We start from the raw sequence: 19,241 nt of genomic DNA on the forward strand, positions 1-19,241 counted from the left end.
CGTGCACCGCCACTCCCGACCGGCCGACAGCGCCTGATAGAGGTGGCCTCCGAACGAAGCCGAAGGCCACCCCAGATCAGATGGCAAGTCCCTTGGTCAGCTCGAGCGCTTGGCGCTCGAACAGGCGTCGGTAGATGCCGCCCTTCAGCCGGATCAGTTCGTCATGCGAGCCTTCCTCGACGATGTTGCCGCGATCGAAGACCAGCAGCCTGTCGAGCGCCCGCACCGTCGAAAGCCGGTGCGCGATGACCAGCGTGGTGCGGCCGACCATCAGCCGCTCCATCGCCTGCTGGATCAGCACCTCCGATTCCGAATCCAGGCTCGATGTCGCCTCGTCCAGGATCAGGATGCGCGCATCGGCAAGGAAGGCGCGCGCGATCGCCACGCGCTGCCGCTCGCCGCCCGACAATTTCACGCCGCGCTCGCCGACCAGCGTGCCGTAACCCTTCGGCAGGTTGGCGATGAAGTCGTGCGCGCTCGCCAGCCTGGCGGCATGTTCGATCTCGGCCTGCGTCGCGCTCGGCCTGCTATAGGCAATGTTTTCGGCGAGCGACCGGTGGAACAGGATCGGCTCCTGCTGGACGATGGCGATCTGCCCGCGCAGCGACGCTTGCGCCACCTGCGAGATATCCTGGCCGTCGATCAGGATCTTGCCTGCATTCAAGTCATAGAGCCGCTGGATGAGCTTGACGAACGTCGTCTTGCCCGACCCCGAGTGCCCAACGAGCCCGACACGTTCGCCCGGAGCGATATCGACCGAAAAGTCGCGATAGAGCGGCGTCCGGTGATTGCCATAGTGAAAGGTGACGTTGTCGAAGCTGATGGCCCCTTGCGTGATCCGGATCGGCCCGGCGCCGGGCCGGTCTTCGATGCCGAGCGGCTCGGACTGGAAATCGACCAATTCCTCCATGTCGTTGATCGAACGCTGCAAATTCCGGATATGCGTGCCGATATCGCGCAAATAGCCCTGCAGCACGAAGAACGAGGTCAGCACGAAGGCGACGTCGCCGGCGCTCGCCTGCCCCCATGACCACAGCATCAGCGCCAGACCGATCACCGCGGCGCGCATGGCCAGCAGCAGCACCCCTTGGGTGGTGCCGTTGACGGTGCCGCGCACCCAGGTGCGGCGCGTGCGTCCTCGCCATTTGGCGATAACCCTGGCGAAGCGGCGCTCTTCGCGCTCCTCGGCGCCAAAACCCTTGACCACGGCGTTGCAGCTCACCGCGTCGGCCAGCGAGCCGCCCAGACGTGTATCCCACGTGTTGGCGAGCCTTGCCGCCGGCGCGACATAGCCAAGCGACAGCATTGCGGTCACCATGATGAACAGCACCGAGCCGGCGGCAACGACCGCCCCCATCAGCGGCCAGAACCAGCCGAGCAGCAGCGTCGAGCCGACAAGCATGACGACGGACGGCAGCAGCGCGATGAGGATGGTGTCGTTGAGCAGGTCGAGCGCCCACATGCCGCGCGTCACCTTGCGCACGGTCGAGCCGGCAAAGCTGTTGGCGTGCCAATCGGTGGAAAACCGCTGGACGCGATGGAAGGCATCGGCGGCGATGTCGGCCATCATCTTGAGCGTCAGTTCGACGATGCCCATGAACGCCAGGTTGCGCAGCACGACGCCGGTCAGCGCCAGCCCCATCAGAATCGAGAACGCCGTCATCGCGGCATTCCAGGCAATGGCGTCCGCGCCGGCACTGCTGGCGACGGCGTCGACCAGCCGGCCGGAATAAAGCGGCGTCAGGACATCGGCCAGCGTCGATAGCAGGAAACCGCCCATGATGAGCGAAAGCCGCCACGGCTGGCGCCGCCAGTGGGTGAGCGAGAAACCAAGAACGCTGCGAAACGCGCTCGCGCGCAAATCGATCTTAAGACGAGCCATGATGTCATTCGGGCGCAAACGAGCCCGATCCCAGTAAAGTCGAAAATTGAAGAAGCCGCGCAAGGGGCTGATGATGCCCGGAAGCGGACTGGCATATTTTGGCGTCACGCCCCTGTCAGGGCGGCGACCGGCATCGGCATAAGCCCGTGCCCAATCCGGCTTCGGCGCGAAGAGTAGATCTTCGCGGAGCGCCGGATGAGACCTAGGCTTCGCGGCCTCGCATTACCATGTGAAATACTGCCATTCGGACCTCCCGCAAATGAATCGCGGAATGGCTCTTATAGAGACGGCCCGATGCATCGCCAAGGCCAGCTCCTGACCAAAGCGTATCTGGTCCAAGGACTGAGATTATTTTGCAACAATAGCCGATAGAAGCTTTGGCCGCATGCCCGTCATTGGGGCGAGCGATCGAGGCGCATGTATCGGCCGTCCGTCGAGGCCTTGAAACCCAGTTTCTCATAGACGCCATGCGCGTCGCTGGTCGACAGGCTCCAGTGCGAGACGGTGCCGAGCTCGGGATGATCGATGAGCCCCCGCACCAGCCGCGAGCCGATGCCCTGCCCGCGATGCCGCGGCCAGACGATGATGTCGGCGAGATAGGCGAACACCGTGCGATCGGTGATCGCCCTGCCGAAACCGACCTGTTGGCAGTCTATGTAAGCGGCGGCGCAGAACGAATTGGCAAAGGCCCGGCGATGAAATTCATCGCTGCGTCCGGCCCCCCAGTAGCTCGTCATCAACAGGTCCGAGGTCGCGCGGAAGTCGATCCGCGCGAGGTCGAAACTGATCTCACAGTCTTGCATGGCTGTGTCCTCGCCTCGCGGCATCGCGCATTTTCGCCCGGTGGACGAACCGCGCCTTATCCACGATCCCTGAAACGGTTGGTGATGGGATAACGGCGGTCGCGGCCGAAATTCTTCCTGGTGATCTTCACGCCAGGCGCGGCCTGCCGACGCTTGTATTCGGCGATATAAAGCAGATGCTCGATGCGCGTCACCGTCGCCCGGTCATGGCCACGCGCCACAATGTCGTCGACGCCCATCTCGTTTTCGACCAGGCATTCGAGGATGTCGTCCAGCACCGGATAGGGCGGCAGCGAATCCTGGTCGGTCTGGTTTTCCCGCAATTCCGCCGACGGCGCCTTGTCGATGATGTTCTTCGGGATGACCTCGCCCGACGGTCCGAGCGCGCCCGGCGGCACATGGCTGTTGCGCCAGCGCGACAGCGCATAGACCTGCATCTTGTAGAGATCCTTGATCGGGTTGAAGCCGCCATTCATGTCACCATAGAGAGTGGCATAGCCGACCGACATCTCGCTCTTGTTGCCGGTGGTGACGACCATCGAGCCGAACTTGTTGGAGATCGCCATCAGGATGGTGCCACGCGCGCGGCTCTGCAGGTTTTCCTCGGTGATGCCTTCCTTGGTGCCTTCGAAAAGCTGCGTCAGCGCGTGCATGAACCCTTCGACGGGCTCAAAGATCGGTACGATGTCATAGCGGCAGCCGAGCGCGCGGGCGCAGTCCTCGGCATCCTTCAGCGAATCCTTCGACGTATAGCGGTAGGGCATCATCACCGCGCGCAGCCGCTCCTCACCGAGCGCGTCGACGGCAAGGGCAGCGCAGATCGCCGAATCGATGCCGCCCGACAGGCCCAGCACCACATTCTTGAAGCCATTCTTGTTGACGTAGTCGCGCAGGCCCAGCATGCAGGCGCGATAGTCGGCCTCCTCCCTCTCGGGGATCTTCGACATCGGCCCTTCCGAGCAGACCCAGCCCTCCTCCGTGCGTTTCCACGTGGTGACGTCGATCGCGTCCTCGAACTGGCTCATCTGGAAAGCCAATCTCTTGTCGGCACCGATGGCGAAGGACGCGCCGTCGAAGATCAGCTCGTCCTGACCGCCGAGCTGGTTGGCATAGATCATCGGCAAGCCGCATTCGATGACCTGCTTGATGACAACCTGATGGCGCACATCGATCTTGGCGCGATAATAGGGCGAGCCGTTCGGCACCAGCAGAATTTCAGCGCCGCTCTCGGCCAGTGTCTCGCACACCGCGACGTCGCCCCAGATGTCCTCGCAGATCGGGATGCCCAGCCGCACGCCGCGGAAATTGACGGGGCCCTGCAGTTCCGGCCCGGCCTGGAAGACGCGCTTTTCGTCGAACTCGCCATAGTTCGGCAGGTCAAGCTTGTAGCGTTCGGCCAGGATCTTGCCGCCATCGGCGACGATGATCGAATTGTGCGTGCCGCTCTTGCGCTTCAGCGGTGTGCCGATGATGACGCCCGGGCCGCCATCCGATGTATCGGCGGCGAACTCTTGCGCCGCCCGCTCGCATGCCTTGAGGAAGGCCGGCTTCAGCACGAGATCTTCCGGCGGATAACCGGCGAGGAAAAGCTCGGTATAGAGCACGAGATCGGCGCCCTGGCGCGCGGCATCCGCCCTCGCCTCGCGGGCTTTGGCGAGGTTGCCGGCGACATCGCCGACTGTCGGGTTGAGCTGGGCGATCGCGATGCGCAGTATGTCGGGCTTCTTGGTCATGCCTGCTGACTTAGCGCGGCGGAATTGCCCGAGCAATGGCGTTCGTTTGGACCACCCCAGACCGTGCCGATCCGAATGACCTGGGGTCATTCGCGCCCAGACCGGCGATCAGTCGTCGCCCATATATTCGCGCAACGACTGCGGGGAATGGTTGTCGCCGATCGACATCGCCAGGATGCGCGAAATGTGCCGGCGCGGCAGGCCCGTGTCCGCCACCCACTGATTGATCTGGGCCTGGATCTTGTCGAGGTCCCTCTTCGAAGTCGGGCTTTCGGCGATATCGAGGCCTGCGTCACGAAGGGCCGCCGCCATGTCGGGCGAAATGACAAAGGCGTCCCAGCCCAGCCAGCGCAGGAAATACTGGCCGGTATTGCCGCCCAGCCGGCTGCCATGCTTGCCGAGATAGGCCATCAGTCCGACCTGATCATCCGCTGGCCAGTCGGCAAGGAAATGACCGAAGCCGCCATGTTCCTTGGACACGCGTTCGACGAAGGCAGAGTTGTCGCGGACGGATTTGATCTTCTGCGGATTGCGCACGATGCGCGGGTCGGAAGCCAGATCGTGCCAAAAATCGTCAGGCTGGAACAACAGCCGCTTCGGCTCGAAACGCAGAAACGCCTCCTCGAAACCCGGCCACTTCTGTTCAATAACGCGCCAGACAAAACCGGCGGCAAAGATTCGCTCGGCCATGGTCGACAGAATGCGATCGTCCGGGATGTCGGCGACTGCGGCATTGTCGGGCACCGGCCCCAGCAGCGTTGAAAGCTCCGCTTCCCCACCCTTGCGTTTGGCTGTACGGGCGCGGATTTTGGCGAAATCTGGCATCTTGCCTCCATCTCCATGCCGCGCTTTTGAAGGTACGGCATCTTCCTATATGGAGACGAAACTGCCAAGCCAACGCTTTGGTGTGGAGACGTCCATGAACAAGACAGTGCCCGAACTGGCCAATCGATGGCTGAGGCGAAACCCAGAGAATTTGAGCGAGCTCGAGAGGCGGGTGCTGCAAAGCACTGTCGACCGCAAACCCATATCACAGGACATCAACGACAATCTTACCGGCCTTCAGGGCGCGGGCGATCGTATCGCCGATGCCATCGCGCGTGTCGGTGGTTCGTGGACGTTCATTCTGTCATCCATCGCCTTCCTGATCCTATGGATCGGTGCCAACTGGTGGCTGCTAGGACAAAAGTCGTTCGACCCCTACCCCTTCATTTTCCTCAACCTGGTGCTGTCGATGATCGCTGCCCTGCAGGCGCCGGTGATCATGATGTCGCAGAATCGCCAGGCGGCGCGCGACCGCATCGACGCTGCCCATGACTACGAGGTCAACCTCAAGGCCGAAATCGAGATCATGGCACTGCACGAAAAGCTGGACGAATTGCGCCACAGCCAGATCATCGGCATGCGCGACGAGATCGCGCAGATAGCCGAACAGCTGAAGCGGATCGACGAACGGCTCGCTCCCCAGACCCAGTCCTCATGACCGAAGCGATCCATCATTTCATCGAACAGTACGGGCTGCTCGCCGTCTTCGTCGGCTGTGTCGCCGAAGGGGAAAGTGCCGCGATCCTCGGCGGCTTCTTCGCCCACCAGCATGTTTTCGTGCTTTGGCACGCCTTTGTCGCGGCAGCGCTCGGCGCCTTCGCCGGCGATACCTTCTTCTTCATCCTGGGCAGAAGTTTCGCAGACAACCGTCATGTCGTCAGGCTGCGCAGGCGGCCCGGCTTCCGCCGCGCCTACCGCCTGCTCAACACCCATCCCAACATCTTCGTGCTGTCGAACCGCTATGTCTACGGCATGCGCCTGGTCGGCGGCATCGCGGCCGGCCTGTCGACCATAGCAGCACCCCGCTTCGTCATCCTCAACGCCATCTCATCGGTGATCTGGGCGGTGGTGTTCAGCACCATTGGCTATGTTTTTGGGCTGGGCGCCGAGCATTTCGTTGGCCAGGCCTTGCTGCGCCACGAACGACTGCTGATCGGGCTTGGCATCGGCCTCACCGTGGCCGTGCTGGCCTGGCTTGTCGCCCGCCACATCGCCAGCCGCGAGCGTAACCGTGAACAGTGATGCCGCCAGCCTCCATAGTCGGGCGGAAGGTCAGATGGGAAAGCCGGTGATCCGCTCGATGAGCGCGATGCCCCAGACGCCGGCGACGATGAATACCGAAATCAGCACGGCTAGCGAACCGCAATCCTTGGCCAGCTGGATGTCGACATTGAACTCGCGGCTGAACGCATCGCAGGCGGCCTCGATCCCGGTGTTCAGCACCTCGACCATGATCAGGAGCAGCACCGCCCCGATCAGCAAGGCGTAGCCACGCCACGAGACGGAAACGAACCACCCGGCCGGCAAGGCGAGCAGCAACAGCAGCAATTCCTGCTGGAAAGCCTTCTCGCTGGCGGCCAGCTTGCGAAACGCCCGCACCGAATTGAAAAAAGCGTCGATCAGCCGCTGCATGCCCAAACCTCTGTCCGAATTACCGGCACGAGATAAAGCAACGGCCCGATCAAGGGAATAAGGCGTCTCGTCCAAAATTCATTCGGCGACCGCTATCGAAGGCGTCGACTTTTCAAATTGGGGCAGTCCGTCGTCGATCGAATAATAGTCGCCCTTGTCGCCAACGAAGATATGACAGTCGCCCTTGAGGCCTGTCGGCTTGTCGAACGATCCCGCCATGACCGAAATGTAGCCTTGATCCCTCGGCTTCCAGAAAAGCACCGACCCACATGTCTTGCAGAAACCGCGCCTGGCGAAATCGGACGCTTCATACCAGGTGATGCTTTCGGCGCCTTCGATGACGATGTCGGCGTCGGCAACATTGGTCGCGGCATAGAAATGCCCGCTCTGCTTCCTGCATTGCGAGCAATGGCAGTAGACGACATCACGCAACGCCCCGTGCGTCCGGAAGCGGACCGCTCCGCACAGGCATGATCCCCGGTGACTGTCGCTCATTTTGGCACCCCTTGAAGAAACCTCGTCCAGCATCATTGCCAAGATTCCAGCTTTGCGGGGATTGCGCGCAAGCAAATACGACATCGATTGGCGTGGCGAATTCGAAATTCAGTTTCATTTCCAGCAGCGCGCCGCACGGATTTCGAATTCAACGCGCCAAATTGGGTCTTGTCTCGCGACCGTGATGCGAAAGTTTATGCTTCTACAGCCACAGGTAGAGAAAACTTGCGGGAATCGTGCAAATTAAGGAAACTTTAGCGCTACCGCATTTATGGTTGCGTCAAGCGAAGGTCATGGGTGGGGACAGGTCTCTTCGCAAGATGTTTTGGACTATCGGCTAGCGCTCCCCAGGGCGGCGATCAATGGAACCCGCAAATTCCGCGCCGGGATCCGAGGGGACGAGTGAACTAGACATGCAGCCGGCATCCGCCCCAACCGAACAAGGCACCGATATCGTCTCCGCCGTTGTCGCCACGATGCGTCAGCTCGGCGTGCTCGGCCTGCCGCGCAATTACGAGATCTTCTACGAGGCCCTGAGCGGCACCAATCGCGAACTTGGCCTTGCCGTGCTCTCGCTGAGCAACCGGCCGACACAGGACGAGTTGGACAAGATCGGCCGTTCTTTCTTTGCCCATAACCATGGCCCAGACATTGTCGAGCATGCGCGGGACGTCATCGCCAGGGAGCTCGAGGAAGTCGCATCGCTGTTGCGGAGCGAGCGCGGCCACATCGAAAAATACGGCAGGATTCTCGATGAGACATCGAGCGGCCTGAGTAACCGAAGCCTGCTTTCGCAGGATCTCCTGCACAAGATCGCCAACGCCATGTCGATCGCCACCAACTCGACCATTGATCATGGCCGGCAGGTCGCCTCGACGCTCAATGACAAGACGACCGAACTCGAGAGCGTCAAGTCGAAGCTCGAAGAGTACAAGCGGCTCGCCGACACCGATCCGTTGACCCATATCTGGAACCGGCGCGCCTTCGACAAGGAAATCACCCGGATCTACAACAGCAACAAGGGCATCCTGTTCAATGCCCTGATCCTTGCCGACATCGATCGGTTCAAGGATATCAATGATCGCTACGGTCACCCGGTCGGCGACAAGATCATCCAGATCATCGCCGACATTTTCCAGACCAGCATCCGCGGCGACATGTTCGTTGCCCGTACCGGTGGCGAGGAGTTCGCGCTGATCATCGAGGGCGCCAGCGAAGACGCCACCTACGAGATCGCCGAGCGCATTCGCGCCCTGATCGAACAGACGCCGTTCACCAGCAGCCAGACCGGTATGAATTACGGCACCGTGACGGTGTCGATGGGCATCTGCATGGCGTCGGAGGCCGAAGGCCCCGAGGACCTCTACACGAAAGCCGACCGTGCGCTCTATCGCTCGAAGGTCAGCGGCCGCAATCGCGTCACCAAGCATTCCACCATGGCCGGCCGCGCCGGCAAGAGCTGGCTGCTCTACAAGAAAGACTGATGTCTTTTGCCGATCGCGCCGGCTTAGGCGGGAGCGCAAACGATGAGCTGAAAAAGGAAAGGCGCCGGGTTTCCCAGGCGCCTTTTTCTTTACCGGTCAATTGGTTGGGATCAGCCGTTGGCGACCTGCTTGTGCTGCACCGGATGGCTTTTCTTCAGGAGGTCCGAGACCAGGAAGGCCAGTTCGATCGCCTGGTCGGCATTGAGGCGCGGATCGCAATGGGTGTGGTAGCGGTCCTGCAATTCCTCGGCCGTGATGGCGCGCGCGCCGCCCGTGCATTCGGTCACGTTCTTGCCTGTCATTTCGACATGGATTCCGCCCGGATGCGTGCCTTCCGCGCGGTGCACCTCGAAGAAGGTCTGCACCTCCTTCAGGATGCGGTCGAACGGCCGCGTCTTGTAGCCGGCTGCCTCGATGGTGTTGCCGTGCATCGGGTCAGACGACCAGACCACGCTGCGGCCTTCCTTCTGCACCGCGCGCACCAGCTTCGGCAGATGATCAGCGACCTTGTCCGAACCAAAGCGCGCGATCAGCGTCAACCGGCCGGGCTCGTTCTCGGGGTTGAGCAGGTCGATCAGTTCAAGCAAGCCGTCAGCGGTCAGCGATGGGCCGCATTTCAGGCCGAGCGGGTTCTTGATGCCACGGCAATATTCGACATGGGCATGGTCGGGCTGGCGCGTGCGGTCGCCAATCCAGATCATATGGCCTGACGTGGCGTACCAGTCACCGGAGGTCGAGTCGACGCGGGTCAGCGCCTCTTCATAGCCGAGCAGCAGCGCCTCGTGGCTGGTGTAGAAATCGGTCTCGCGCAGCGCGTAGTTGGTCTCCGAGGTGATGCCGACGGCCTTCATGAAGTCCATCGTCTCGGTGATGCGGTTGGCCAGCGACTCGTACTTCTCGCCTTGCGGGCTGTCGGACACGAAGCCGAGCATCCAGCGATGCACGTTCTCCAGGCTGGCATAACCGCCCTGCGCGAAAGCGCGCAGAAGGTTGAGCGTCGCCGCCGACTGGCGGTAGGCCATTTCCTGGCGGGCTGGGTCGGGAATACGCGATTTGGCATCGAATTCGATGCCATTGATGATGTCGCCGCGGTAGCTCGGCAGCGTCACCCCGCCCTTGGTCTCGTTGTCGGACGAGCGCGGCTTGGCGAACTGGCCGGCAACGCGGCCGACCTTCACCACAGGCTGTGCGCCGGCAAAAGTCAGCACGACCGACATCTGCAGGAAGACGCGGAAGAAGTCGCGGATGTTGTCCGCGCCATGTTCGGCAAAGCTCTCGGCGCAATCGCCGCCCTGGAGCAGGAAGGCTTCGCCGGCTGCGACCGCGGCGAGCTGCTTCTTCAGCTTGCGTGCCTCACCGGCAAAAACCAGCGGCGGAAAGGTGGCGAGCTGGGCTTCCGTGTTTTTCAGCGCGGCAAGATCCGGATAGGCAGGAACCTGCTTGATCGGCTTTGCTCTCCACGAATTCGGCGACCATTTCGTCATCGCTGCACCCAACGCTCTTTCCGGCGAACACCCTCGCCCGCATTTCCACCCCTATATGGGTTGGCGGCTCCATACACGAAGCCGATTTCCTATTCTAGACCGGAATTTCAGCGCTGGCGAATGGGCAGGCTGGGCTATGCCGCCTTCTCGACCAGCCTTGCCAATTGCGTCATGACCACCGCCGAGCCCGCCAGACGCTTTTCGGCCGTTGGCCAGTCGCGGGTGAAGACGACGCTGTGGTCCGGCCGGATCTTGGCCAGCGAGCCCTGCTCGCCGATGAACTTGACCAGCCCGACCGGATTGGAGAATTCGCGCTTGCGGAAATGGATGACGACGCCCTTCGGCCCGGCATCGAGCTTCTCGACATTGGCCTTGCGGCAAAGCGCCTTGATGAAGACGATCTTCAGGAGATGCTTCACCTCGTCCGGCAGCGGGCCGAACCGGTCGATGAGCTCGGCGCCAAAGGCGTCGATCTCCTCGGTGTTTTCGAGATCGCCAAGACGGCGGTAGAGCGCCAGCCTGAGCTGCAGGTCCGGCACATAGCTTTCCGGGATCATCACCGCCGTGCCGACGGCGATCTGCGGCGACCAGCCGCCATCCTGGACCTCGCCGGAATCCTTCACCTCGGCGACGGCCTCCTCCAGCATCTGCTGGTAGAGTTCGAAGCCGACCTCCTTGATGTGGCCGGACTGTTCTTCACCCAGAAGATTGCCGGCGCCCCTAATATCGAGATCGTGGCTGGCGAGCTGGAAGCCGGCGCCGAGCGTGTCGAGCGACTGCAGCACCTTCAGCCGGCGCTCGGCCGTGTCGGTCAGCTTGCGGTTGGCGGGCAGTGTGAACAGCGCATAGGCGCGCACCTTGGAACGGCCGACGCGGCCGCGCAACTGGTAGAGCTGCGACAGGCCGAACATGTCGGCGCGATGGATGATCAGCGTGTTGGCGGTCGGTATGTCGAGACCGGACTCGACGATGGTGGTCGACAAAAGCACATCATATTGCCCGTCGTAGAAGGCGTTCATGATGTCGTCGAGTTCGCCCGGCGGCATCTGGCCATGAGCCACCGCCACCTTCAATTCGGGAACAGATTCCTTCAGGAAATCATGGATTTCCGCGAGATCGCTGATGCGCGGAACGACATAGAAGGAATGCCCGCCGCGATAACGCTCGCGCAGCAGCGTCTCACGAATGACCAGCGGATCGAAGGGTGAGATGAAAGTGCGCACCGCCATGCGGTCGACCGGCGGGGTGGCGATCAGCGACAGTTCGCGTACGCCCGTCAGCGCCAGTTGCAGCGTGCGCGGGATCGGCGTCGCCGACAGCGTCAGCACATGGACATCGGTCTTCAGGTCCTTCAGCCGCTCCTTGTGCTTGACGCCGAAGTGCTGCTCCTCATCGATGATCAGCAGGCCGAGATTCTTGAACGAGATCGAGGATCCGAGCAACGCATGGGTGCCGACAACGATGTCCACCTGCCCCTCGGCCAGCGCCTTCTTCGTTTCGGCCAGCTCCTTGGCGCCGACCAGCCGCGAGGCCTGGGCGACCCGGATGGGAAGGCCGGAGAAACGCTGCGAAAACGTCTTGAAATGCTGACGCGACAACAGCGTCGTCGGCACCACCACCGCAACCTGGAACCCTTCCATGGCGGCGATGAAGGCGGCGCGCAGCGCCACTTCGGTCTTGCCGAAGCCGACATCGCCGCAGATCAGCCGGTCCATCGGCTTGCCGGCGCCAAGATCGTCGCGCACCGAATCGATCGCGCTCTGCTGGTCGTCGGTTTCCTCATAGGGGAAACGGGCTGAGAATTCGTCATAGAGGCCTTCGGCCGGCACCAACGCCGGGGCGGCGCGCATCTGCCGCTCGGCGGCGATGCGGATCAGCTGCCCGGCCATGTCGAGCAGGCGCCGCTTCAGCTTTGCCTTGCGCGACTGCCAGGCACCGCCGCCAAGCTTGTCCAGCGTCGCCTCGGCTGTATCAGAGCCATAGCGCGACAGAAGCTCGATGTTCTCCACCGGCAGGAACAGCCGGTCGTCGCCGGCATAGTGGATTTCCAGGCAGTCATGCGGCGCACCGACCGCTTCGATGGTGCGCAAGCCGATGAAGCGGCCAATGCCGTGGTCGGCGTGGACGACGATATCGCCGGCAGACAAGGCCGAGGCCTCGGCAATGAAGTCGGACGCGCGCTTCTTGCGCTTCGAACGCCGGATCAGCCGGTCGCCCAGAATATCCTGTTCGGCGACGACGACCAGTTTCTCGGTCTCGAAGCCGGATTCGAGCGGCAGCACGGCAAGAGCAGCCTGCCCCGGCTCGAGTTGTTCGGCTTCCGCCAGCGTCTCGACTTGCTTGAGATTGCCGAGATGATGCTCGGCCAGGATCTGGCCAAGCCGGTCGAGCGAGCCTTCGGTCCAGCCGGCGATGACGACACGGCGGCGCGCGGCGCGTTCGTCGGCGATGTGTCTGACGACCACATCGAACACGTTGACGTTCGGATCGGCGCGCTCCTCGACGAAGCTGCGGCCATGGCGCGAGCCGGCGTGATACACCTTTTTCGCACCGGCATCCGGAGCATCAAAGGGCGTGAAGTCGATCGCTTCGCGCGGTCCGAGCGAGGCGATCAGGTTTTCCGGCGACAGGTAGAGCAGATCGGGCGCCACTGGCTTGTAAGGCACCGCATCTTTCAGCGCAGCGTCGGCCTGCTTCTTACGCGCCTCATAGTGGTCGAGGATCAGCGTGTGGCGTTCGGCCAACGCCTCATGCGCCAGATGGTCGAAGACAACCGGCGTGTCCGGCAGATAGTCGAATACCGTCTCCAACCGTTCATAGAAGAACGGCAGCCAGTGCTCCATGCCGGCGAAGCGCCTGCCCTCGCTGACCGCCGCGTAAAGCCCGTCGTCGCGCTGCGGCGCGCCAAAGGCCTCGATGTAGGAGCGGCGGAAGCGGCTGATGGTTTCGGGCGTCAATGCCACTTCGCTCATCGCCTGCAATGCCATCGACTTGCGCTGGCCGGTGGTGCGCTGCGTGGCGGCGTCGAAGACGCGGATCGATTCCAGCGTATCGCCGAAGAAATCCAATCTGAGCGCCTCGCTCCAGCCCGGAGCGAACAGGTCGAGAATGCCGCCGCGCACCGCGAATTCGCCTATACCGCGCACCGTTGGCACGCGCTCGAAGCCTGACGTTTCCAGCCGTGATACCAGTGCGTTCATGTCGATCTGGTTGCCGGGCCTGGCGTGAAAGGTCTGTGCCTCGACAAGGTCGGCCGGCGGAATGCGCTGCAGCAACGCATTGGCGGTGGTGAGGATGACGGCGCGGTGTGGCTTCTTGGCCAGCGCGATCATCGCGGTCAGCGCATCGAGGCGCTTGGCGGCGGCATCCGAACCTGGCGAGACGCGATCGTAGGGCAGGCAATCCCAGGCCGGCAGTTCCAGCACCGGCAGGCCGGGTGCCGCGAAGGCCAACGCCTCGATGATCGCCGGCAGGCGCTGGCCGTCGCGCGCCACGAACAGCACCGGCTTGTCGGGCGCGATTTCCAGGGCCGCCTGCACCAGCGCGAAGGCTTCATAGCCATCGGCGACTCCATCGACGATGAACTGGCCGGCACGGCCTTTCGGCAGACCAATGGTGGGAATGAGGCTCATCAAATCACGGTCTTGTTTGTCGCAATTCCCGTGGGAAAACCGCTTCGCATTTTCCTGGAATTGCTTTTGTTCAGAATGTCATGGTCCGGCGGGACGCCAGGATCTTTTGCAGGACGGCGCAATCGATATCCGCCGGGATCGGCCGTTCACCGGTGATCAACGGTAGGAATTCGGTGTCGGGAATGTCGAGGAGCCTCTCATATTGGTCGATTTCCTCGTCGGTCAAGGCACTGATCTCGGCGTCGGCGAACGTGCCGAGGATCAGATCCATCTCGCGCATGCCGCGATGCCAGGAACGGAACAAGAGCTTGCGGCGGTGGGTGTCCAGCCCCTCGCTTGATCGTTTCGTTCCGGTCATTGTGCCGCATCCTCGCTTGCTGCGGCGCATATAGCGTGGATAGAAGGTGCTGTCAGCCTTGCGCTGACACCGTCGCAACATAAGCTGACATTATGCGTCCTTCCATCCTCGATCCGCTGTTCGTCCCGATCACTTCGCTTGCCGGCGTCGGGCCGAAGGTTGGCGCGCTGATCGAGAAGGTCGTCGCCGCTGATCTTGGCGATCGCGCGGCCCGCGCTGGCGACCTTCTGTTCGTGCTGCCGCATACCGTCATCGACCGCCGCAGCCGGCCGGGGATCGCAGGGTCCGCGGAAGGCCAGATCGTCACGCTCGACGTGCGCATCGACCGCCACCAGCCGCCGCCGCGCGGCAACAGGTCGGTGCCCTACAGGGTCTACGCCCATGACGATACCGGCGAAATCGGCCTGACCTTTTTCCATGCGCACGCCGCCTACCTCGAAAAGGCGATGCCTGTCGGCGAGCTTGTCGTGGTCTCGGGCCGCATGGAATGGTTCAATGGCCGCCCGACCATGGTCCACCCCGACCATATCGCGCTGGCCAGCGAGGCGGAAAACCTGCCGCTGGTCGAACCGGTCTATCCGCTGACCGCGGGGCTTTCGGGCAAGGTGCTGCGCCGGGCGATCGGCCAGGCGCTGGCGCGCTTGCCCGAATTACCGGAATGGCAGGACGGCGCCTTCATGCGCCGGCACACCTTTCCCACCTTTGCCGATGCGCTCATCCGTATCCACAATCCAGCAGACCCGATCGACGTTTCCATCGACGGCGCTGCCTGGCGGCGTCTTGCCTATGACGAGTTGCTGGCGGGCCAGGTCTCGCTGGCGCTGGTGCGGGCAAAGATCCGCCGTCTGTCTGGGCGCCCCCTGGTCGGCGACGGCCGCATCGTCGAGAAATTGCGTGCGGCCCTTCCCTATTCATTGACCACAAGCCAGGAATTCGCGCTCGGCGAAATCAATGCAGACCTTGCCGACCCCGAGCGCATGCTGCGGCTTCTGCAGGGCGATGTCGGTTCGGGCAAGACGGTGGTCGCTCTGCTTGCCATGGCGCGCGCCGTCGAGGCGGGCGGCCAGGCGGCACTGATGGCGCCGACCGAAATCCTGGCGCGCCAGCATCTGGCGACGATCGCGCCACTTGCCGCCAAGGTCGGGCTGCGCATCGCCATCCTCACCGGCCGCGAGAAGGGCCGCGAACGCACCGAAACGCTGGCTGGTCTGGCGAGCGGCGAGATCGATATCGTCGTCGGCACCCATGCGCTGTTCCAGGAGACGGTCACCTTCCACGACCTGGTCCTTGCCGTGATCGACGAACAGCATCGCTTCGGCGTTCACCAACGGCTCGCCATCACCGCCAAGGGCGATGCGCCCGACATGCTGGTGATGACCGCGACGCCTATCCCGCGCACGCTGGTACTGACCGCCTTCGGCGACATGGATGTCTCGAAGCTGACGGAAAAACCGGCCGGCCGCCAGCCGATCCGCACAGTCACGCTGCCGCTTGAGCGTCTCGACGAACTGGTCGGGCGCATGGAGGACGCGGTCGCCGGTGGCCAGAAGATCTACTGGATCTGCCCGTTGGTGGAAGAATCGGAAGAGATCAAGCTGATGTCGGCCGAGGATCGCTTCGCTTCGCTGAAGCCGCTGTTCGGCGACCGCATCGGCCTCGTCCATGGCCGCATGAAGGGCGCCGAGAAGGACGAGGCCATGCGTGCCTTCAAGGAGGGCGAGACCCGCATCCTGATCGCCACCACGGTCATCGAGGTCGGTGTCGACGTGCCGGACGCCACCGTCATGGTGATCGAGCATGCAGAACGCTTTGGCCTTGCGCAGTTGCACCAGTTGCGCGGCCGCGTCGGGCGCGGCGACAAGCCCTCCTCCTGCGTGCTGCTCTACAAGGATCCGCTCGGCGAGACCGCAAAACGCCGGCTGTCGGTGATGCGCGAGACCGAGGACGGCTTTTTGATCGCCGAGGAAGATCTGAAATTGCGCGGCGAAGGCGAGCTTTTGGGGACCCGCCAGTCCGGCACGCCGGGGTTCCAGGTGGCGCGGATAGAGGCGCATGCCGACTTGTTGGAAGCCGCCCGCGATGATGCGAGGCTGATCCTGTCGCGCGACCCTGAGCTGCAGTCCGACCGCGGCGAGGCGCTGCGCCTGCTGCTCTACTTGTTCGGCCGCGACGAGGCGGTGCGGCTCTTGCGCGCCGGATGAGGCCCTAGCGGCGGATTGGCGACCGTTCCATTGATCGGCTCGCCGTTGAGCGTCACCAATTTCGTCTTCACCTCGGGCGCCACCAGCCCGGCGGAGACGATCAGCTTGGCGCCGTCCTCGATCGTCATGTCGAGCAGCACGATGTCCGACTTCGGCACGTACATCAGGAATCCGGTTGTCGGATTCGGCGTGCAAGGCATGAACACGGCGATCAGCGGATCGCCTTCCTGGTCGAGCTTCTCATTGATCTCGGTTTCTTTTTCGCTGGCGACAAAGACCAGCGACCACACGCCCTTGCGGGGATATTCGACCAATCCGACCTGACGGAACATGTCGCCCTTGTTCGACAGCACGGTCTCGAAGATCTGCTTCAGCGAGCCATAGATACCGCGTACCAGCGGCATGCGGCCAAGCAGGCGCTCGCCGAAACCGACAATGGCGCGGCCGACAATGTTGGCGGCGAGGAAACCGATCAGCGTGATCAGGATCAGCGCGACGATCAGCCCGAATCCCGGAACAGGAAACGGCAAGTAGGTGTCGGGGCTATAACGCGCCGGAATATAAGGCTTTACCCAGGAATTGACCCAGCCGATGAACGACCAGGCGATATAGGCGGTGATCGCCAGGGGTGCGCAGACGATGAAGCCTGTGAGGAAATAGTTCCTCAGCCGGGTCATGCCGGAGGTCTTCGGAGCATCGGACATGGTTCACCGGGGCGCGGGTTGCAGCGCAACATTAGTGAACCGGACGGCCGTTTGGAACTGCGAAGTTTTTAAAGAGCGCCTGTTGAGGCCCCTACTCCACCGTGACCGATTTCGCCAGGTTGCGGGGCTGGTCGACGTCGGTGCCCATGAAGACAGCGGTGAAATAGGCCAGCATCTGGATCGGCAACGCATAGATGATCGGCGAGATGATTTCGGGCACGTCCGGCAGGATGATCGTCTCCATCGTCTTCACGCTCGCCTGTGCCGCCCCCTTGCTGTCGGTGATCAGGATGATCTTGCCGCCGCGCGCCGCCACTTCCTGCATGTTGGACACGGTCTTCTCGAAGATGCGGTCATGCGGCGCGATCACGATGACCGGCATGTTCTCGTCGATCAGCGCGATCGGCCCGTGCTTCAGCTCGCCCGCCGCATAGCCTTCGGCATGGATGTAGGAGATTTCCTTGAGCTTCAGCGCGCCTTCCATGGCCAGCGGGAAATTGGTGTCGCGGCCGAGATAGAGCACATCGGAGTAGCGTGACAGGTCCCGCGCGATGCGATCGATCTGCTCTTCGAGCTTGAGCACCTGGTTGGCATAGCGCGGCGCTTCCGAAAGCGCCCGCACCAGGGTTTTCTCCTCATCCTTCGAGATCGTGCCGCGTGCCACGCCGGCCCGCACCGCAAGCGACGCCAGCACCGAGAGCTGGCAGGTGAAGGCCTTGGTCGAGGCGACGCCGATCTCCGGTCCGGCAAGTGTCGGCAGCACGACATCGGATTCGCGCGCCATGGTCGATTCCCGAACATTGACGACGGCGCCGATCTTCATGCCGGCCTTGCGGCAATAGCGCAGCGAGGCCAGCGTGTCGGCGGTCTCGCCCGACTGCGAGATGAAGAAGGCGGCATCGTTGGCCGACAGCGGCATCTCGCGGTAGCGGAACTCCGAGGCGACATCGATGTCGACCGGCAGCCGCGCATAGCGCTCGAACCAGTATTTGCCGATCAGGCCGGCGAGATAGGCGGTGCCGCAGGCCGAGATCGCCAGCCGGCCGATCTTGGCGAAGTCGAACGGCAGGTCGAGCGGTTTGGAGACACCGGAGACGAAGTCGACATAATGCGCCAGCGTGTGCGAGATCACCTCGGGCTGCTCATGGATCTCCTTCTCCATGAAATGGCGCCGGTTGCCCTTGTCGACCATGAAGGAGGTCGACAGCGACTGCTGGCGCTTGCGCTCGACTTGTCTGCCGTCGATGTCGAAGATGGCGACGCTGTCGCGGCGCACCACCGCCCAGTCGCCGTCCTCGAGATAGGTGATCGAATTGGTGAAGGGCGCCAGCGCAATGGCGTCGGAGCCCAGGAACATCTCGCCGTCGCCATGGCCGACGGCCAGTGGCGGGCCGTTGCGGGCGCCGACGATCAGGTCTTCGTCGCCCTTGAACATGATGGCCAGCGCAAAGGCGCCTTCGAGCCGCTTCAGCGCCTGGTGCGCCGCCTCGACGGGCTTGCGCCCCCTGGCCAGTTCGCGCGCCACCAGATGTGCGACGACCTCGGTGTCGGTCTGCGAGGAGAAGGAATAGCCGTCGCGGATCAACTCATCGCGCAGCTCGGCGAAATTCTCGATGATGCCGTTGTGGACGATGGCGACACCGTCGGAAAAATGCGGATGCGCATTGGTCTCGTTGGGCACGCCATGCGTCGCCCAGCGCGTGTGGCCGATGCCGATCGTGCCGTCCAGCGGCTCGTCCTTGAGCCGGCGTTCGAGGTTGATCAGCTTGCCTTCGGCGCGCCGGCGGCCAAGTTCACCCTTCTCGATGGTGGCCACGCCGGCCGAGTCATAACCGCGATATTCGAGCCGCTTCAGCGCGTCGACGATGAGCGGCGCAACCTGCGAGTGGCCGACGATTCCAACGATACCGCACATGCAGACAGTCCCCGATTCCCCATGCAAAACCAGCGCTTATTTAGGGATGGCTGGCCCGCCGCGAAAGTCACATTGCATTTCGCCCGCTGTAAC

At 62.8% G+C, this 19,241-nt stretch carries 15 protein-coding genes; 4 read left to right on the plus strand and 11 right to left on the minus strand.

Annotated elements, in window-relative coordinates; genetic code table 11:
• Positions 1 to 76 precede the first annotated feature (76 nt).
• The 4 genes from AC1VON_RS22100 to AC1VON_RS22115 form a co-directional block, all read right to left on the minus strand.
• The gene (locus tag AC1VON_RS22100) at positions 77 to 1,882 is read right to left on the minus strand and encodes an ABC transporter ATP-binding protein (RefSeq protein WP_483124837.1); all 1,806 of its coding nucleotides are present in this window, start codon (positions 1,880 to 1,882) and stop codon (positions 77 to 79) included.
• Between the two features lie 392 nt (positions 1,883 to 2,274).
• Positions 2,275 to 2,685: a GNAT family N-acetyltransferase gene (locus tag AC1VON_RS22105; protein WP_483124838.1), complete on the minus strand. Its 411-nt coding sequence runs from the start codon at positions 2,683 to 2,685 to the stop codon at positions 2,275 to 2,277.
• A gap of 56 nt (positions 2,686 to 2,741) precedes the next feature.
• Entirely contained in the window at positions 2,742 to 4,418 is a 1,677-nt protein-coding gene (locus tag AC1VON_RS22110; protein WP_483124839.1) for an NAD+ synthase, read from the minus strand.
• Between the two features lie 108 nt (positions 4,419 to 4,526).
• Positions 4,527 to 5,243, minus strand: coding sequence for a DNA-3-methyladenine glycosylase I (locus tag AC1VON_RS22115; protein WP_172350335.1), 717 nt, complete (start codon positions 5,241 to 5,243; stop codon positions 4,527 to 4,529).
• A gap of 94 nt (positions 5,244 to 5,337) precedes the next feature.
• Between AC1VON_RS22115 and AC1VON_RS22120 the strand changes: the two genes are divergently transcribed.
• Both AC1VON_RS22120 and AC1VON_RS22125 read left to right on the plus strand, forming a co-directional pair.
• Positions 5,338 to 5,901 carry a DUF1003 domain-containing protein gene (locus AC1VON_RS22120; RefSeq protein WP_172350334.1) on the plus strand — a complete coding sequence of 188 codons (564 nt, stop codon included), beginning with the start codon at positions 5,338 to 5,340 and terminating at the stop codon, positions 5,899 to 5,901.
• Positions 5,898 to 6,485 (plus strand): DedA family protein, encoded by a 588-nt coding sequence (locus AC1VON_RS22125; RefSeq protein WP_172350333.1) that lies wholly within the window; start codon positions 5,898 to 5,900, stop codon positions 6,483 to 6,485. Before AC1VON_RS22120 ends, AC1VON_RS22125 begins: the two co-directional genes overlap by 4 nt.
• 30 nt (positions 6,486 to 6,515) lie before the next feature.
• On the opposite strand, the gene AC1VON_RS22130 is transcribed toward AC1VON_RS22125, so the two are convergent.
• Complete coding sequence (locus AC1VON_RS22130) at positions 6,516 to 6,875, minus strand: diacylglycerol kinase (protein WP_140773321.1); 360 nt, start codon at positions 6,873 to 6,875, stop codon at positions 6,516 to 6,518.
• A 78-nt stretch (positions 6,876 to 6,953) separates the two neighbouring features.
• Positions 6,954 to 7,370 carry a GFA family protein gene (locus AC1VON_RS22135; RefSeq protein WP_172350332.1) on the minus strand — a complete coding sequence of 139 codons (417 nt, stop codon included), beginning with the start codon at positions 7,368 to 7,370 and terminating at the stop codon, positions 6,954 to 6,956.
• 413 nt (positions 7,371 to 7,783) lie between these two features.
• Here AC1VON_RS22135 and AC1VON_RS22140 point away from each other — a divergent pair, with 413 nt between their 5' ends.
• Positions 7,784 to 8,854: a diguanylate cyclase domain-containing protein gene (locus tag AC1VON_RS22140; protein ID WP_483124840.1), complete on the plus strand. Its 1,071-nt coding sequence runs from the start codon at positions 7,784 to 7,786 to the stop codon at positions 8,852 to 8,854.
• A 110-nt stretch (positions 8,855 to 8,964) separates the two neighbouring features.
• Here the strand turns inward: AC1VON_RS22140 and AC1VON_RS22145 are convergent, their stop codons facing one another.
• From AC1VON_RS22145 to AC1VON_RS22155, 3 genes are all read right to left on the minus strand, one after another.
• Positions 8,965 to 10,338: a class II 3-deoxy-7-phosphoheptulonate synthase gene (locus AC1VON_RS22145; protein WP_483124841.1), complete on the minus strand. Its 1,374-nt coding sequence runs from the start codon at positions 10,336 to 10,338 to the stop codon at positions 8,965 to 8,967.
• 134 nt (positions 10,339 to 10,472) lie between these two features.
• Complete coding sequence (gene mfd / locus AC1VON_RS22150; RefSeq protein ID WP_483124842.1) at positions 10,473 to 13,970, minus strand: transcription-repair coupling factor; 3,498 nt, start codon at positions 13,968 to 13,970, stop codon at positions 10,473 to 10,475.
• 70 nt (positions 13,971 to 14,040) lie between these two features.
• On the minus strand, positions 14,041 to 14,328 hold the full coding sequence (locus tag AC1VON_RS22155) for a succinate dehydrogenase assembly factor 2 (RefSeq protein ID WP_172350328.1): 288 nt from the start codon (positions 14,326 to 14,328) through the stop codon (positions 14,041 to 14,043).
• Between the two features lie 92 nt (positions 14,329 to 14,420).
• Between AC1VON_RS22155 and recG the strand changes: the two genes are divergently transcribed.
• The gene (gene recG / locus AC1VON_RS22160; protein WP_172350327.1) at positions 14,421 to 16,529 is read left to right on the plus strand and encodes an ATP-dependent DNA helicase RecG; all 2,109 of its coding nucleotides are present in this window, start codon (positions 14,421 to 14,423) and stop codon (positions 16,527 to 16,529) included.
• On the opposite strand, the gene AC1VON_RS22165 is transcribed toward recG, so the two are convergent.
• Together AC1VON_RS22165 and glmS are read right to left on the minus strand one after the other, a co-directional pair.
• On the minus strand, positions 16,481 to 17,233 hold the full coding sequence (locus tag AC1VON_RS22165) for a DUF502 domain-containing protein (protein WP_483124843.1): 753 nt from the start codon (positions 17,231 to 17,233) through the stop codon (positions 16,481 to 16,483). The two genes, recG and AC1VON_RS22165, sit on opposite strands and share 49 nt — an antisense overlap.
• 91 nt (positions 17,234 to 17,324) lie before the next feature.
• Positions 17,325 to 19,148, minus strand: coding sequence for a glutamine--fructose-6-phosphate transaminase (isomerizing) (gene glmS, locus AC1VON_RS22170; RefSeq protein ID WP_483124844.1), 1,824 nt, complete (start codon positions 19,146 to 19,148; stop codon positions 17,325 to 17,327).
• Positions 19,149 to 19,241: the final 93 nt, after the last annotated feature.

This window comes from Mesorhizobium sp. HAY1-8B, assembly GCF_056868045.1.